This is a genomic window from Streptomyces aurantiacus JA 4570 (assembly GCF_000414115.1).
GTDB classification, from domain to species: Bacteria; Actinomycetota; Actinomycetes; order Streptomycetales; family Streptomycetaceae; genus Streptomyces; species Streptomyces aurantiacus_A.
The window spans coordinates 1-14,422 of record NZ_AOPZ01000318.1 but is presented as its reverse complement, the minus strand read 5'-3'; the positions used below and the strand labels follow the sequence as shown (position 1 = coordinate 14,422).

Below are 14,422 nucleotides of genomic sequence, written 5' to 3'. Positions count from 1 at the left end.
CACCCGCCCGCCCGTTTCCACCACACATGCGGCCTCGGGCCGGTACCGGGGTCACGCCTCGCCTCACCCGCGGGTGGGCCGTACCTCCGGTGCCGGGACCGGTTGTGTGGCGTCGACAGGCCGCGTATCAGCCCGTCCGGCGTTTGAGGACGAGGCCCGGAGGCCCGGAGGGCCGAAAAGGGGGAGAGGGGCGAAGCCCCATGAAGGGCGCCCGGGCGAGGGAAAGATTGCGGCGCACCCAGGGATACCCTGGGGCGGTGACCACCGAGCACGGCCCCCTCCTCGGCCCCGCCGACATCCGCGACCTCGCCGCGACCCTCGGCGTACGCCCGACCAAGCAGCGCGGCCAGAACTTCGTCATCGACGCGAACACGGTCCGCCGCATCGTCCGCACCGCGGAGGTCGGCCCGGACGACGTCGTCGTCGAGGTCGGCCCGGGCCTCGGCTCGCTGACCCTGGCCCTCCTGGAGACGGCGTCCCACGTGACCGCCGTGGAGATCGACGACGTGCTCGCCGGTGCGCTCCCGGCGACGGTCGAGACCCGCGTCCCGGACAAGGCGGCCTCCTTCGACCTGGTCCACAGCGACGCGATGCTCGTGCGCGAGCTGCCGGGCCCGGCCCCGACCGCCCTGGTCGCGAACCTCCCGTACAACGTCGCCGTACCGGTCCTGCTGCACATGCTGGACACCTTCCCCAGCATCGAGCGCACGCTCGTGATGGTGCAGGCCGAGGTCGCCGACCGGCTCGCCGCCGACCCGGGCTCGAAGGTGTACGGCGTCCCGTCGGTGAAGGCGAACTGGTACGCCGACGTCAAGCGCGCCGGGTCCATCGGCCGCAACGTCTTCTGGCCCGCCCCGAACGTCGACTCGGGCCTGGTGTCGCTGGTGCGCCGGGCCGAGCCGGTGAAGACCACCGCGTCCAAGCGGGAGGTGTTCGCCGTCGTCGACGCCGCGTTCGCCCAGCGCAGGAAGACGCTGCGCGCGGCCCTCGCGGGCTGGGCGGGCTCCGCCGCCGCGGCCGAGGCCGCCCTGGTCGCCGCGGGCGTCTCCCCGCAGGCGCGCGGCGAGTCGCTGACGGTGGAGGAGTTCGCGCGCATCGCGGAGAACAAGCTCCCCGACCCCGCCACCGGGGCCCCCGCCGAAACCGAGGAACCCGGTAAGTGACCACCCCCCGCAGCATCACCGTCCGCGTCCCCGCCAAGGTCAACGCCCAGCTCGCCGTCGGCGCCGCCCGCCCCGACGGGTTCCACGACCTCGCGAACGTCTTCCTCGCCGTCGGCCTGTACGACGAGGTCACGGTGACCCCCGCGGACGAGCTGCGGGTGACCTGTGAGGGGCCGGGCGCCGACCAGGTCCCCCTGGACCGCACGAACCTGGCGGCGCGCGCGGCCGAGGCGCTGGCCGCGCGGTACGGCCGCCGGGCCGGCGTACACCTCCACATCGCCAAGGACATCCCCGTGGCGGGCGGCATGGCGGGCGGCAGCGCGGACGGCGCGGCGGCCTTGGTGGCGTGCGACGCCCTGTGGGGCACCGGGGCGTCCCGTGCCGAACTCCTCGACATCTGCGCCGAGTTGGGCAGCGACGTCCCCTTCAGCCTGGTCGGCGGCGCGGCCCTCGGCACCGGGCGGGGCGAGAAACTCCAGGAGCTGCCGGTCGGCGGCACCTTCCACTGGGTGTTCGCCGTCGCCGACGGCGGCCTCTCCACCCCGGCCGTGTACGGCGAGTTCGACCGCCTCACCCCCGAGGCCCCCGCCCCCGAGGCGTCCGCGGCCCTGCTCGAAGCGCTCCGCACCGGTGACGCCGCCGCCCTCGCGGGCGCCCTCGCCAACGACCTCCAGCCCGCCGCGCTCTCCCTCTTCCCCTCGCTCGCCGACACCCTGCGGACGGGCACCGCCGCGGGCGCCCTGGCCGGCATCGTCTCCGGCTCCGGACCCACCACCGCCTTCCTCGTGCGGGACCCGGAGTCCGCAGGCCGCGTGGCCGAGGCCCTCCGCGCCTCCGGCACCTGCCGCACCGCCCGCGTCGCTGCCTCCCCCGCCCCGGGCGCGACGGTGACCGGGCCGCGCCCGTAGCGTCGGCGGCGTACCGCCCGGCGAAACAAGCTCCCACCGTGGAAGGCTCCGGAGCCCGACTACGCTGGACGATCGATCGCATTCCGTCGTCAGGAGAGAAATGGCCGTCAACCTGGTCAATGTCGAGGCAGTCAGCAAGGTGTACGGCACCCGCGCGCTGCTCGACGGTGTCTCGCTCGGTGTGTCCGAGGGGGACAGGATCGGCGTGGTCGGGCGCAACGGTGACGGGAAGACGACCCTCATCCGCATGCTCGCCAAGCTGGAGGAGGCCGACACCGGGCGCGTCACGCACAGCGGCGGCCTGCGGATCGGGGTGCTCACGCAGCACGACTCGCTGGACCCCGAGGCCACCGTGCGGCACGAGGTCATCGGTGACATGGCCGACCACGAGTGGGCGGGCAGCGCCAAGATCCGGGACGTCCTCACGGGCCTGTTCGGCGGGCTCGCCCTGCCCGGCTTCGAGCACGGCCTCGACACCGTCATCGGGCCGCTGTCGGGCGGCGAGCGGCGGCGCATCGCCCTGGCGAAGCTGCTGATCGCCGAGCAGGACCTCATCGTGCTCGACGAGCCGACCAACCACCTCGACGTGGAGGGCATCTCGTGGCTCGCGCGGCACCTGCGCGAGCGCCGCTCGGCCCTGGTCTGCGTCACCCACGACCGGTGGTTCCTCGACCAGGTCTGCACGCGGATGTGGGACGTGCAGAAGGGCACGGTCTACGAGTACGAGGGCGGGTACTCCGACTACGTCTTCGCGCGCGCCGAGCGCGAGCGCATCGCCGCCACCGAGGAGACCAAGCGGCAGAACCTGGTGCGCAAGGAGCTGGCGTGGCTGCGCCGCGGCGCCCCGGCCCGCACCTCCAAGCCCCGCTTCCGCGTCGAGGCCGCCAACGAGCTGATCCAGGACGTGCCGCCGCCCCGGGACACCAGCGAGCTGATGAAGTTCGCCACCACCCGGCTCGGCAAGACCGTCTTCGACCTTCAGGACGTGAGCGTCCAGGCCGGACCCAAGCTGCTGCTCAAGCACCTGACCTGGCAGCTCGGCCCCGGCGACCGCATCGGCCTGGTCGGCGTGAACGGCGCCGGCAAGACCTCGCTGCTGCGCGCCATGGCGGACGCCGCCCGCAGCGACGGCGAGAAGCAGCCCGCCGCAGGACGCGTCGTCGTCGGCAAGACCGTCAAGCTGGCCTACCTCTCGCAGGAGGTGGCCGAGCTGAATCCGGCGCTGCGGGTCCTGGAGGCCGTGCAGCAGGTGCGCGAGCGCGTCGACCTCGGCAAGGGCCGGGAGATGACCGCGGGGCAGCTGTGCGAGACCTTCGGGTTCAGCAAGGAGAAGCAGTGGACGCCCGTCGGGGACCTGTCCGGCGGTGAGCGGCGGCGGCTGCAGCTGCTTCGCCTGCTGATGGACGAGCCGAACGTCCTCTTCCTCGACGAGCCCACCAATGACCTCGACATCGAGACGCTGACGCAGCTGGAGGACGTGCTCGACGGCTGGCCCGGCTCGATGGTGGTCATCTCGCACGACCGGTTCTTCGTCGAGCGCACCACCGACCGCGTGTACGCGCTCCTGGGCGACGCGACGATGCGGATGCTGCCGCGCGGCATCGACGAGTACCTGGAGCGCAGGCAGCGCATGACCGAGGCCGCGGCCCCGGCCGCCCCCGCGCCCGCTGCCGCCGCCCCGGCCGGGACGAAGGCCGTGTCCGCGGCCGACGCGCGCGCCGCGAAGAAGGAACTGCAGAAGATCGAGCGGCAGCTGGACAAGGTCTCCGAGAAGGAGACGAAGCTGCACGCACAGATCGCCGATAACGCCACAGACTTTGAAAAGGTGGCGAAACTGGACGCGGAGCTCCGAGAACTCGTCGGCGAACGCGAGGAGTTGGAGATGCGCTGGCTGGAACTCGCGGAGGACGCGTGAGTATCCCGTAACAGACGCATTACAGGCCGGTCCTCCCTTGGGTACAGGGGCAGGACCGGCCCCCTTTGTGGCTTGAATGGGGTGATAGAAAGGTCGGCCTGAGCACCACTTGGCGTGCCGAAAATCAGTGAAGGGGGAAGCGCTGATGACTCAGCCGCCCAACCAGCCGCCGCACGGCGGCTTCGGAGCTCCACAGGATCCACAGCAGGGCGGGCAGGGGCCTGCCCCGCAGCCCGGCTACGGCTACCCGCAGCAGCCGCCCGGCCAGCCCGCGCAGCCCGGCCCCTACGGCTATCCGCAACAGCCCGGCCCGTACGGCCAGCCCACGCAACCGGCCCAGCCGGGTCCCTACGGCCAGCAGCCCGGCCCCTACGGCCAGCCGCAGCAGCCGGGCCCGTACGCGCAGCCCACGCAGCCCGGCCAGGCGGGCCCCTACGGCCAGCAGCCGGGATACGGCTACCCGCCGCAGGGCCCCGGCGGCCCCGGCACCCCGCCCGGCGGTGGCGGCGGCAGGAGCCCCTTCAAGGGCAAGCCCGCGGTGATCATCGGCGCGGCCGTGGCGGCCCTGCTGGTCGCGGGCGGCGCCGTCTTCGCGGTCACCAGCGGTGGTGACGACGACAAGAAGAAGCCCGACGCGAAGAACAAGAACCCCAAGTCCTCCGCCTCGGCCAACCCGGGCGACGGCAGCGGCGACGGCCACGAGGGCAAGGAGGACCTCAACCAGGGCCGCCAGTCCGGCGAGGCCAAGGTGCTCTGGTACAAGGAGGCCCCCAAGGTCCCCGGCAAGGGCGCCGACGCCCCCGGCATGTGGGTCCAGGACGGCATCGCGGCCAAGGCGGCGTACAAGGAAGTCCTCGGCTACAAGGTCGCGGACGGCAAGCCCGCCTGGCCCGCCGTTGAGTTCCAGTACGACATCTGCGCCGCGTCCCAGCAGGTCAGCGAGGACGGCAAGGTCGCCATCGCGTACAAGAGCGGCACGAAGAGCGCCGCCAAGTGCGACCAGCTGCAGATCGTGGACCTGAAGACGGGCGAGAAGGGCTGGAAGAAGTCGATCAAGGAGGAAGGTCTCTTCGACTCGACGCTCAGCCTCGAACTGAACATCACCGGCGACACGTTGATGGTCGGCCGCTCCCAGTCCGGCACGGCCTACAGCATGGACGACGGCGACGAGCTGTTCGTGTCCCGCAAGAAGGACGAGGGCACCTGCTTCCCGGCCGGCTTCACCGGTGGCGACCGCCTGCTGAGGGCCCTGTCGTGCGGTGCGAGCACGCCCACCGAGCACGACGAGATCCAGGAACTCGACCCCGAGACCGGCAAGGTCAAGTGGACGAAGAAGTTCCCCAAGGGCTGGCGCCTGGAGCACGTCTACTCCACCAGCCCCACCGTCCTCTACGCCACCAACGAGGACAAGAAGCAGTGGAACATCACCACGCTGAAGTCCGGCAGTTCCGCCACCCGCTCCGAGGTCCAGGTCGACGAGGACTTCGCGCCGGAGTGCGGCTGGGGCGGTCTCGGGCGTGACCTGCAGGCATGCGCCGGCGTGGCGGCCGACGAGAAGTACCTCTACCTGCCGACCAAGAAGACCACCGGCGCCAACGAGATCGTGGCGATCAGCCTGGCCACCGGCAAGGAGGCATGGCGGGCGAAGTCCCCGCAGGACACCTCGATGCTGCCGCTGAAGACGCAGAACGGCGATCTGGTGGCGTATGTCGAGCCGTCGTACGACGGTGGCGGCCGGGTCGTGTCCATCGGGACCGGCGGCTCGCACACGCCGCAGACCCTCCTGAAGCACCCGGCGGGGACGTCGCGGATCGAGAACGGTTTCTTCTCGAAGGCGATCGACTACGTGGACGGACGCTTCTACATCTCCCAGACCAGGCTCTCCGGCACCGCTCAGGGGCGCGAGAAGCTGATGCTGGCCTACGGCAAGTAGCCCTTCCCACCCGCTTGATCACCCTCTTCCGTCCCCAAGGAAAGTAGTCATGACACAGCCGCCCCAGCCGCCCAACCAGCCCCCGCAGGGCGGTTTCGGCGCGCCCCAGAACCTCCCGCCCGGCGGTTTCGGCCAGCCCCAGGAACCGGGCTACGGCTACCCGCAGGCACCGCAGGCACCGCAGCCGCCGCAGGCCCCGCCGCCCGCTCCTCCGGCGATGCCGCCCGCGGCTCCCCAGACGCCCCCGCCGCCCGCGTACGCGCAGCCGACGCAGGCGGCCTTCCCGGCCGTGGGCCAGCAGCCGCCCGGCTACGGCTACCCGGGGCAGCCCGGCCAGCCGGGCCAGCAGCCGGGGTACGGCTACCCGGGCCAGCCGACCATGCCGATGCAGCCCCAGCCGGGCGGCGGCGGTGGCAAGAAGCCCAACAAGCAGATGACGATCATCGTGGCGGCCGTCGCGGCCATCGCCCTGATCGTCGGCGGCGGGGTCTGGTACGCCTCGACGCAGAAGGACGACGACAAGAAGAACAGCGCCGACGGCGGCGACGGCAAGGGCGGCAAGGGCAAGGGCGGCGGCGAGAACGGCCCGCCGGCCGCCGGCGGCCCCGCCAAGGAGAAGGTCCCGGCGAACACCAGCGCCAAGGTGGGCTTCCAGGTCCCGGCGCCCGAGGTGCCCAAGGACGACATCTGGAGCGTCGCGGGCTCCTGGCTGACCGACGACACGTACGTCAAGAGCGGCTACGTCGGCAAGGACAAGGACCACGCCCTCATCGGCTACGACCCGGCGTCCGGCAAGCAGAAGTGGACGCTCCCGCTGGCCGGTGAGACCTGCGCGGTCTCCAAGGAGGTCACGAAGGAGGGCATCGCCGCGGTCGTCTACAAGGACGCCAAGTCCACCAAGGCGAACAAGTACCCCGACTGCAGCGAGGTCTCCGCGGTCGACCTGAAGTCCGGCAAGAAGCTGTGGACGGAGAACGTCGAAGTCAGCGGCTCGAAGGTGGAGTTCGAGGAGATCGCCATCTCCGGCGACACCGTCGCCGCGGGCGCGGGCACCGGCGGCACCGGCGCCGCCTGGGACATGTCGGGCAAGCTCCTGTGGAAGCCGTCGATCGGCGACAAGTGCAAGGACGCCGGCTACGCGGGCGGCGACCAGCTCGTCGCGGTCCGCAAGTGCGGCGACTACGACGACGCGAAGCTCAAGATCCAGCTCCTCGACCCGAAGACGGGCAAGGAGAAGTGGTCCTACCCGCTCGCCGCGGGCGTCGACAACGCCAAGATCATCTCGACCAACCCGGTCGTCTTCGGCCAGGACACCGAAGAGATCACGGCGAGCGGCGCCACGGACGTGTTCTCGCTGAGCAACAACGGCAAGCTGCGCGCCCGCATCAAGCTGGAGGACGGCAAGTACTCCCACGACTGCGAGGTCAACAAGTGGGCGAGCTGCAGCGCGATCGTCGTCGGCAACGACAAGCTGTACGTGCCCACGCGCCAGCACGACGCGGGCGGTTCGGACTACGGCTTCACCAACGAGATCATCGGGTTCTCGCTGGCCACCGGCAAGACGACCGGTGACCGGGCCGACGCGGGCAAGGACGGCGAGATGTTCCCGCTGCGCATGGACGGCGGCAACCTCCTCGCGTACAAGGGCGGCGGCTACAACAAGGGCGCCAAGGTCGTCTCGCTCGACGGCAAGTCGATGAAGGAGACCACGCTCCTGGAGACGCCCGCGACCGAATCGGTCAGCAGCGCCATCAGCGGCATGGTCCCCAAGTCCAATGAACTGCTGTACACGAACGGCAACTTGTTCATGGGCAAGAAGCTGATCAGCAAGCCGTACTCCAAGGACGACAAGGAGTACATCGCGCTGGGCTTCACCACCCAGTGACCGGCGGCGCCGCGCACGGTACGCGCGGCGCGCCGACGGCGGCACCAGGCGGCCCCGCACTCGCTCGATCGAGTGCGGGGCTGTTTCCGTCGGGTGTCGTTCACGCTCCGTACTCGCGTGCACCCCATCCCTCTGAAAGGCAGTGATTTAGGCATTCCGGGCCGCTTCTGGACGGTAGGGGCAGCGCAACGTCGAACAAGCGTGTAGCTTCCGGGAGATGGAGGGCCGGGGCCCCCGATCCGTGGGGGGATCATTGGGGAGTTCCCTGGGGGAATTCCGTGGGGGACTTTGGGGGGTTGCGCTGTGGGTGTGCGGCTCATGGTGGTCGACGACCACCGCTTGCTCGCCGAGGCACTCGCCTCGGCGCTGAAACTGCGCGGGCACCGGGTGCTCGCCGCGGCCGCGCCCGCCGCCGGTGCGGCGGAGCTGGTCATCAGCAGGGCGCCGGAGGTCTGTCTCCTCGGCACGGCGACGCCGGCCGAGCCGGGCATGTTCGATCCGGTGGTGCGGATCAAACGGGAGCGGCCGCAGGTGGCCGTGGTGGTGCTCGGGCCCGTTCCTTCGCCGCGCGGGATCGCCGCCGCATTTGCCTCCGGCGCCTCCGGATATGTACGTCACGACGAGCGCATCGAAGGAGTCGAGCGCGCCATCATGAAGGCGCGCGCCGGTGAGGCCGCCGTCGCGCCCCAATTGCTTCAAGGCGCCTTCAGTGAGCTTCTCAACCCCGCCGCGCAGCCCGACGACGAGGGGCAGCGGCTCCTTCAGATGCTCACGCCCCGTGAGGTCGAGGTCCTGGTGCGGGTCGCCGACGGCGAGGACACCCGGCTGATCGCCGCCGGCATGGGCATCGCGCCCAGCACGGCGCGCACCCATGTCCAGCGCGTCCTGATGAAGCTCGGCGTCGGCTCGCGTCTTGAGGCCGCCGCGCTCGCCGCCCGTACGGGCCTCCTGGACCGCGCGGAACGCCCGGCCCCGGCGCCGGACCACCACGTCAACAACGCGGACCCGTCGTCGGAGGGCTAGCCCTCGCGGGGCGCCCCAGTCCCGCCCCTTCTCCGTTTGAGGAGCGGGGGTCTGGGGGCAGAGCCCCCAGTTTCGGCAGGGCCCCAGCCCTACCCGTCCCCGTCCCCCGGCGGCTCCGGCGCCGCAGCCGGTCGCAGCCACAGCCACCCCAGGAAGAACAGGCCCAGGGCCAGCATGCCCAGGCCCGTCCACAGGTTGATGTTGATGTCCTCGGCCTTCTTCAGGTCCGCGTCGGACGCGGTGAGGCCGGCGATGGTGACGATGACGCCGTAGACGACGAACAGGCCGCCGATGATGCGCCGGATGTCGAAGAGCCGCGCGGCCGTCGCGGACTTCCGCTCCAGCTCGGAGACTTCCTTCTGCAGGTCGGACATGATTCCTCAGGCTTCGCGTAGGGGGGGCCGGATCAGAACGGCTCAGAACGAGTACGGGACGTAGCACGCGGCGGCCAGCACGATCGCGCCCCAGCCGAGCAGCGCGGGCCGCCGGTACCAGGCGTCGTCGCCCGCCTCGACCGCGTCGTCGTCCTCCGCGCCGGGCGACACCGTCCCGTACACCAGACCGGCCAGCTCGGCCTCCGGCTTGGGCGCGGTGAAGAGGGTGACCGCCACCATGACCACCGCGCCGGCGACGAAGCCGACGATCGCGGAGACGAAGTTGGCGCCCTGGTCGGAGGGGATGTCGATGACGCCCTGCTTGTAGATCCAGAAGTAGTTGACCATCGCGGCGGTGGTGCCCGCGAGCAGTCCCCACACGCCGGATTTCATCGACGCCCGCTTCCAGAACATGCCGATGATGAAGACGACGAACATCGGGACGTTGAAGAAGGAGAAGAGGGTCTGGAGGTAGCCCATGATGTTCGAGAAGGACGAGGCGATGAAGGCGGTGCCGATGGAGGCGAAGACGCCGATCGCGGTGATGAGCCGCCCGAACTTCAGGTAGTAGCCGTCCTCGCGGTCCTTGACGACGTACTTGGCCCAGATGTCGTACGTGAACACGGTGTTGAAGGAGGACACGTTCGCGGCCATGCCCGCCATGAAGGCGGCGAGGAGGCCGGTGACCGCGATGCCGAGGACGCCGTTGGGCAGCAACTCCTGCATCAGATAAGGGATCGCGTCGTTGTACGTCAGGTCCGATCCCGCGGTGCCGATCTTCGGGACGAGGACGGCGGCCACCAGGCCCGGGATCATCACCAGGAAGACGATGAACATCTTGGGGAAGGCGGCGATGAGGGGCGTGCGCTTCGCGGCGGAGAGGTTCTTCGCGGACAGGGCGCGCTGCACCTCGGCGAAGTTCGTCGTCCAGTAGCCGAAGGAGAGCACGAAGCCGAGGCCCAGGATGATGGTGAGCCAGTTCGCGCCGAGCGGGTTGGGGTCGCCGATGCCGGTGCCGCCCCAGGCGGTCATGAAGTTGTCGCCGTGCTGCTTCTCGATCGAGCCCGTCATCCCGTCCCAGCCGCCGACCTTCTTCATGCCGATGACGCAGATCGGTATGAGCGCGGCGAGGATCACGAAGAACTGCAGGACCTCGTTGTAGATCGCCGAGGACAGGCCGCCGATGGTGATGTACGCGAGCACGAAGAACCCGGCGACGACGATCGCCACCCACTGCGGCCAGCCGAGCAGCGCCTCCACGACGATCGCGAGGGCGTAGAGGTTCACGCCCGCGATGAGCACCGCGGCGAAGGCGAAGAGCGCCGAGCTGAGCAGATGGGCGGACTTGTCGAAGCGCTGGAGCAGGAACTCGGGGACCGAGCGGACCTTCGACCGGTAGTAGAAGGGCATCATCACCAGGCCGAGGAAGACCATGGCAGGGATGGCGCCGATCCAGTACCAGTGGACGACCGCGACGCCGTACTGCGCGCCCGTCGCCGCCATGCCGAGGATCTCGGTGGCGCCGAGGTTCGCGGCGACGAAGGCGAGGCCGGTGACCCAGGCGGGCAGCGAGCGCCCCGAGAGGAAGAAGTCGAGGCTGGTCTTCACGGAGCGCCGGGCGGCGAAGCCGATGCCGAGGACGACCACGAAGTAGATCGCGAGGATCGCGTAGTCGAGCCCGTTCGTGGGCAGCCGGAGCCCCTCGGCCAGGGTCACGTGGCTCAGCCGGTCAGGAGAGGGCAGAGAGGGCAGAGAGGGCGGGGAAGGAGGGGACTGCATGAGAACTCGCTTCGTCGCGCGAACTGATCAGACCGGAACCTACGCCTCGCTCTTCAGTAAGTGAACAGTTCTGTTGATGTTCTTTGTTTGATTGTGACCGTGCTGGGCGGGCTCACGTTGACGGGACTGTTGTCTCGTGGTTTGTTGTGTGCGGTTCTGTTGGCGGGCAGTGTGAGGAGCCCCATCCGTGAAGAAGACCTCGACGCGTCTCGCCGACGGTCGTGAGCTCATCTACTACGACGTGCGCGACGACGCCGTGCGCACGGCGGCCGACAGCAGACCCCTCGACCCCGTCGCCACGACCTCCGAGATCCGCCGGGACCCCCTCCTCGGCGACAGCGTGGCGATCGCCTCGCACCGCCAGGGCCGCACCTACCACCCCCCGGCCGACGAGTGCCCCCTGTGCCCCTCCGAGGGCGGCCGCCGCACCGAGATCCCCGACTCCTCGTACGACGTCGTGGTCTTCGAGAACCGCTTCCCCTCCCTCGCGGGCGACGCGGGCCGCTGCGAGGTCGTCTGCTTCACGCCCGACCACACGGCGTCCTTCGCCGACCTCACCGAGGCGCAGGCCGCGCTCGTCCTGGAAGCCTGGACCGACCGCACCGCCGAGCTGTCGCACCTGCCGTCCGTGACGCAGGTCTTCTGCTTCGAGAACCGCGGCGCGGAGATCGGCGTGACCCTCGGCCACCCGCACGGGCAGATCTACGCCTACCCCTTCGTCACCCCGCGCACGGCCCTGATGCTGCGCTCCCTGGCCGGCCACCGCGCCGCCACCGGCCGCAACCTCTTCGACGACGTCCTCGCCGAGGAGCGCGCAGGTGAGCGCGTCGTCCTGGACGCCGAGCACTGGGTGGCCTTCGTACCGTACGCCGCGCACTGGCCCTACGAGGTGCACCTCCACCCCAAGCGCCGCGTCCCCGACCTGCTCGGCCTGGACGACGCGGCCCGCACAGAATTCCCCAAGGTCTACCTGGAACTGTTGCGGCGCTTCGACCGGATCTTCGGCAAGAGTGAACGCGAGGGCGGCGCCGAGCCGCCGACGCCGTACATCGCGGCCTGGCACCAGGCCCCGTTCACGGCGCAGGCGGAGTTCGAGGGCGTCAACCGGGACGACTTCGCGCTCCACCTAGAGCTTTTCACCATTCGCCGCACTTCCGGCAAGCTGAAGTTCCTCGCGGGTTCCGAATCCGGCATGAGTGTGTTCATCAACGATGTGCCGCCGGAGGCCGCGGCCCAGCGACTGCGAGAGGTAGCGAGTTGATGAGTGGGAAGTACCTGGTCACGGGTGGCGCCGGCTATGTCGGCAGCGTCGTCGCCCAGCATCTGATCGAGGCCGGGCACGAGGTGACGGTCCTCGACAACCTCTCCACGGGCTTCCGCGAGGGCGTCCCCGCGGGCGCGACGTTCATCGAGGGCGACATCCGGGATGCCGCCAAATGGCTGGACGTCGACGGTGAGCGGGGGTACGACGCGGTGCTGCACTTCGCCGCCTTCTCGCAGGTCGGCGAGTCCGTCGCCAAGCCAGAGAAGTACTGGGACAACAACGTCGGCGGCACCATGGCGCTGCTCGCCGCGATGCGCGACGCGGGCGTGCGCAAGCTGGTGTTCTCCTCCACCGCGGCGACGTACGGCGAACCGGTGAACACCCCCATCACCGAGTCCGACCCCACCGCCCCCACCTCGCCCTACGGCGCGTCCAAGCTCGCCGTCGACCACATGATCACCGGCGAGGCGGTCGCGCACGGACTGGCTGCGGTGTCCCTTCGGTACTTCAACGTGGCGGGCGCGTACGGCAGTTGCGGCGAGCGGCACGACCCCGAGTCGCATCTCATCCCGCTCGTCCTCCAGGTCGCCCAGGGCAGGCGCGAGTCGATCTCCGTCTTCGGCGACGACTACCCGACGCCCGACGGCACCTGCGTACGCGACTACATCCACGTCGCCGACCTCGCCGAGGCCCACCTGCTCGCCCTCGACGCGGCCGCGTCCGGCGAGCACCTGATCTGCAACCTGGGCAACGGCAACGGCTTCTCCGTGCGCGAGGTCATCGAGACCGTCCGCCAGGTGACGGGCCACCCGATCCCGGAAGTCGTCGCCCCGCGCCGCGGCGGGGACCCCGCCGTCCTCGTCGCCTCCGCCGCCACCGCCCGCGAGCGGCTCGGCTGGAACCCGTCCCGCGCGGATCTCGCGGGCATCGTCGCCGACGCCTGGGCGTTCGCCCGGCAAAGGGGGTAATCCAACTCATGTCCGCCGCCGGGGAGTTCACCGTGTCCGCCGCCGAGGTGTCCGCCGCGTTCACCGCTCTGTACGGGTACGAGCCCGCCGGGGTCTGGGCGGCGCCGGGCCGCGTCAACCTCATCGGCGAGTACACGGACTTCAACGAGGGCTTCGTGATGCCGCTCGCCCTGCCCCACACCGCGGTCGCGGCGGTCGCCCGGCGCGACGACGGGATCCTGCGCGTGCACTCCGCGGACGTCGAAGGACCCGTCGTCGAGCTCGCCGTGGACGGCCTGACGCCGCTGTCCGACGGGGGCTGGGCCGCGTATCCGGCGGGCGTCGTCTGGGCGCTGCGGGACGCGGGGCACGCGGTCGGGGGCGCGGACGTGCACCTCGCGTCGACGGTGCCCACGGGGGCGGGCCTCTCGTCCTCGGCCGCCCTGGAGGTCGTGACGGCGCTCGCCCTCTCCGACCTGTACGAACTCGGCCTCACCCGGCGCGAGTTGGCGCTGCTGGCCCAGCGCGCCGAGAACGCCTTCGTCGGTGTGCCGTGCGGCGTCATGGACCAGATGGCGTCCGCCGCCTGCCAGGCCGGGCACGTGCTGCACCTCGACTGCCGGGACCTGTCGGTGCGGCAGGTGCCGTTCGACCTCGCGGGGGAGGGGTTGACACTGCTCGTCGTCGACACCCGGGTCAAGCACGCGCTCGGGGACGGGGCGTACGCCGAGCGGCGGGCCGGGTGCGAGGCGGGGGCGCGGGCCCTCGGCGTCTCCCACCTGCGTGACGTCGCCTTCGCCGAACTCCCCTCCGCCCTCGGCCGGTTGCCCGACGAACGGGTTCGCCGCTACGTCCGGCACGTCGTGTCCGACGACCACCGGGTCGAGCGGGTCATCTCCCTCCTCGACGCCGGGGATGTGCGCGGCATCGGGCCCGTCCTCACCGAAGGCCATGCCTCCCTGCGGGACGATCTGCGCATCTCCTGCCCGGAGTTGGACCTCGTGGTGGAGGCTGCCTGTGCCGCGGGGGCCCTCGGGGCCCGGATGACCGGGGGCGGTTTCGGGGGCTCCGCGGTCGTCCTCGCCGAGGCGGCGGACGCGGAGGCCCTCGCCAAGACCGTCCGCGAGGCGTTCGCCTCCGGCGGGTTCGCGGCACCCCGGGTATTTGCTGCGGTGGCTTCGGCGGGGGCGGGGCGGGTGTAGGGCCCGGCTGGGGGCTCTGCCCCCAGACC

At 70.8% G+C, this 14,422-nt stretch carries 11 protein-coding genes; 9 read left to right on the top strand and 2 right to left on the bottom strand.

The features are described 5' to 3' along the window. Positions 1–257 precede the first annotated feature (257 nt). The 6 genes from rsmA to STRAU_RS27915 all read left to right on the top strand — a co-directional run bounded on the left by rsmA (position 258) and on the right by STRAU_RS27915 (position 8,827). Complete coding sequence (gene rsmA / locus STRAU_RS27940; protein ID WP_016643770.1) at positions 258–1,163, top strand: 16S rRNA (adenine(1518)-N(6)/adenine(1519)-N(6))-dimethyltransferase RsmA; 906 nt, start codon at positions 258–260, stop codon at positions 1,161–1,163. Beyond that, on the top strand, positions 1,160–2,071 hold the full coding sequence (locus STRAU_RS27935; RefSeq protein ID WP_016643768.1) for a 4-(cytidine 5'-diphospho)-2-C-methyl-D-erythritol kinase: 912 nt from the start codon (positions 1,160–1,162) through the stop codon (positions 2,069–2,071). Before rsmA ends, STRAU_RS27935 begins: the two co-directional genes overlap by 4 nt. Positions 2,072–2,171: 100 nt before the next feature. Then, positions 2,172–3,986: an ABC-F family ATP-binding cassette domain-containing protein gene (locus STRAU_RS27930; RefSeq protein WP_016643767.1), complete on the top strand. Its 1,815-nt coding sequence runs from the start codon at positions 2,172–2,174 to the stop codon at positions 3,984–3,986. Between the two features lie 145 nt (positions 3,987–4,131). Continuing rightward, on the top strand, positions 4,132–5,919 hold the full coding sequence (locus tag STRAU_RS27925) for an outer membrane protein assembly factor BamB family protein (protein WP_037662358.1): 1,788 nt from the start codon (positions 4,132–4,134) through the stop codon (positions 5,917–5,919). A 49-nt stretch (positions 5,920–5,968) separates the two neighbouring features. After that, entirely contained in the window at positions 5,969–7,804 is a 1,836-nt protein-coding gene (locus STRAU_RS27920) for an outer membrane protein assembly factor BamB family protein (protein ID WP_016643765.1), read from the top strand. Positions 7,805–8,122: 318 nt separating this feature from the next. Then, the gene (locus STRAU_RS27915) at positions 8,123–8,827 is read left to right on the top strand and encodes a helix-turn-helix transcriptional regulator (protein WP_078621514.1); all 705 of its coding nucleotides are present in this window, start codon (positions 8,123–8,125) and stop codon (positions 8,825–8,827) included. An 89-nt stretch (positions 8,828–8,916) separates the two neighbouring features. On the opposite strand, the gene STRAU_RS27910 is transcribed toward STRAU_RS27915, so the two are convergent. Continuing rightward, the gene (locus tag STRAU_RS27910; protein WP_016643762.1) at positions 8,917–9,201 is read right to left on the bottom strand and encodes a hypothetical protein; all 285 of its coding nucleotides are present in this window, start codon (positions 9,199–9,201) and stop codon (positions 8,917–8,919) included. A 42-nt stretch (positions 9,202–9,243) separates the two neighbouring features. Then, a complete protein-coding gene (locus STRAU_RS27905; RefSeq protein ID WP_397892845.1) occupies positions 9,244–10,980 on the bottom strand; it encodes a sodium:solute symporter family protein in 1,737 nt (578 codons plus the stop codon). Between the two features lie 187 nt (positions 10,981–11,167). On the opposite strand from STRAU_RS27905, the gene galT reads away from it, so the two are divergent. From galT to galK, 3 genes are read left to right on the top strand one after another with little or no spacing between them, the layout of a single operon-like run. Continuing rightward, the gene (galT, locus tag STRAU_RS27900; protein ID WP_016643760.1) at positions 11,168–12,241 is read left to right on the top strand and encodes a galactose-1-phosphate uridylyltransferase; all 1,074 of its coding nucleotides are present in this window, start codon (positions 11,168–11,170) and stop codon (positions 12,239–12,241) included. Then, positions 12,241–13,212 (top strand): UDP-glucose 4-epimerase GalE, encoded by a 972-nt coding sequence (gene galE, locus STRAU_RS27895; protein ID WP_016643759.1) that lies wholly within the window; start codon positions 12,241–12,243, stop codon positions 13,210–13,212. The genes galT and galE overlap by 1 nt, the downstream gene beginning before the upstream one ends. A gap of 8 nt (positions 13,213–13,220) precedes the next feature. Beyond that, positions 13,221–14,393 (top strand): galactokinase, encoded by a 1,173-nt coding sequence (galK, locus tag STRAU_RS27890; RefSeq protein ID WP_016643758.1) that lies wholly within the window; start codon positions 13,221–13,223, stop codon positions 14,391–14,393. The last annotated feature ends 29 nt before the right edge of the window (positions 14,394–14,422 follow it).

What these genes read in the sequence shown, in the direction of transcription:
- STRAU_RS27930 (WP_016643767.1), top strand. Translation starts at nt 2,172, where the DNA reads ATGGCCGTCAACCTGGTCAATGTCGAGGCAGTCAGCAAGGTGTACGGC.
- STRAU_RS27925 (WP_037662358.1), top strand. Translation starts at nt 4,132, where the DNA reads ATGACTCAGCCGCCCAACCAGCCGCCGCACGGCGGCTTCGGAGCTCCA.
- STRAU_RS27920 (WP_016643765.1), top strand. Translation starts at nt 5,969, where the DNA reads ATGACACAGCCGCCCCAGCCGCCCAACCAGCCCCCGCAGGGCGGTTTC.
- STRAU_RS27915 (WP_078621514.1), top strand. Translation starts at nt 8,123, where the DNA reads ATGGTGGTCGACGACCACCGCTTGCTCGCCGAGGCACTCGCCTCGGCG.
- STRAU_RS27910 (WP_016643762.1), bottom strand. Translation starts at nt 9,201, where the DNA reads ATGTCCGACCTGCAGAAGGAAGTCTCCGAGCTGGAGCGGAAGTCCGCG.
- STRAU_RS27905 (WP_397892845.1), bottom strand. Translation starts at nt 10,980, where the DNA reads ATGCAGTCCCCTCCTTCCCCGCCCTCTCTGCCCTCTCTGCCCTCTCCT.
- galE (WP_016643759.1), top strand. Translation starts at nt 12,241, where the DNA reads ATGAGTGGGAAGTACCTGGTCACGGGTGGCGCCGGCTATGTCGGCAGC.
- galK (WP_016643758.1), top strand. Translation starts at nt 13,221, where the DNA reads ATGTCCGCCGCCGGGGAGTTCACCGTGTCCGCCGCCGAGGTGTCCGCC.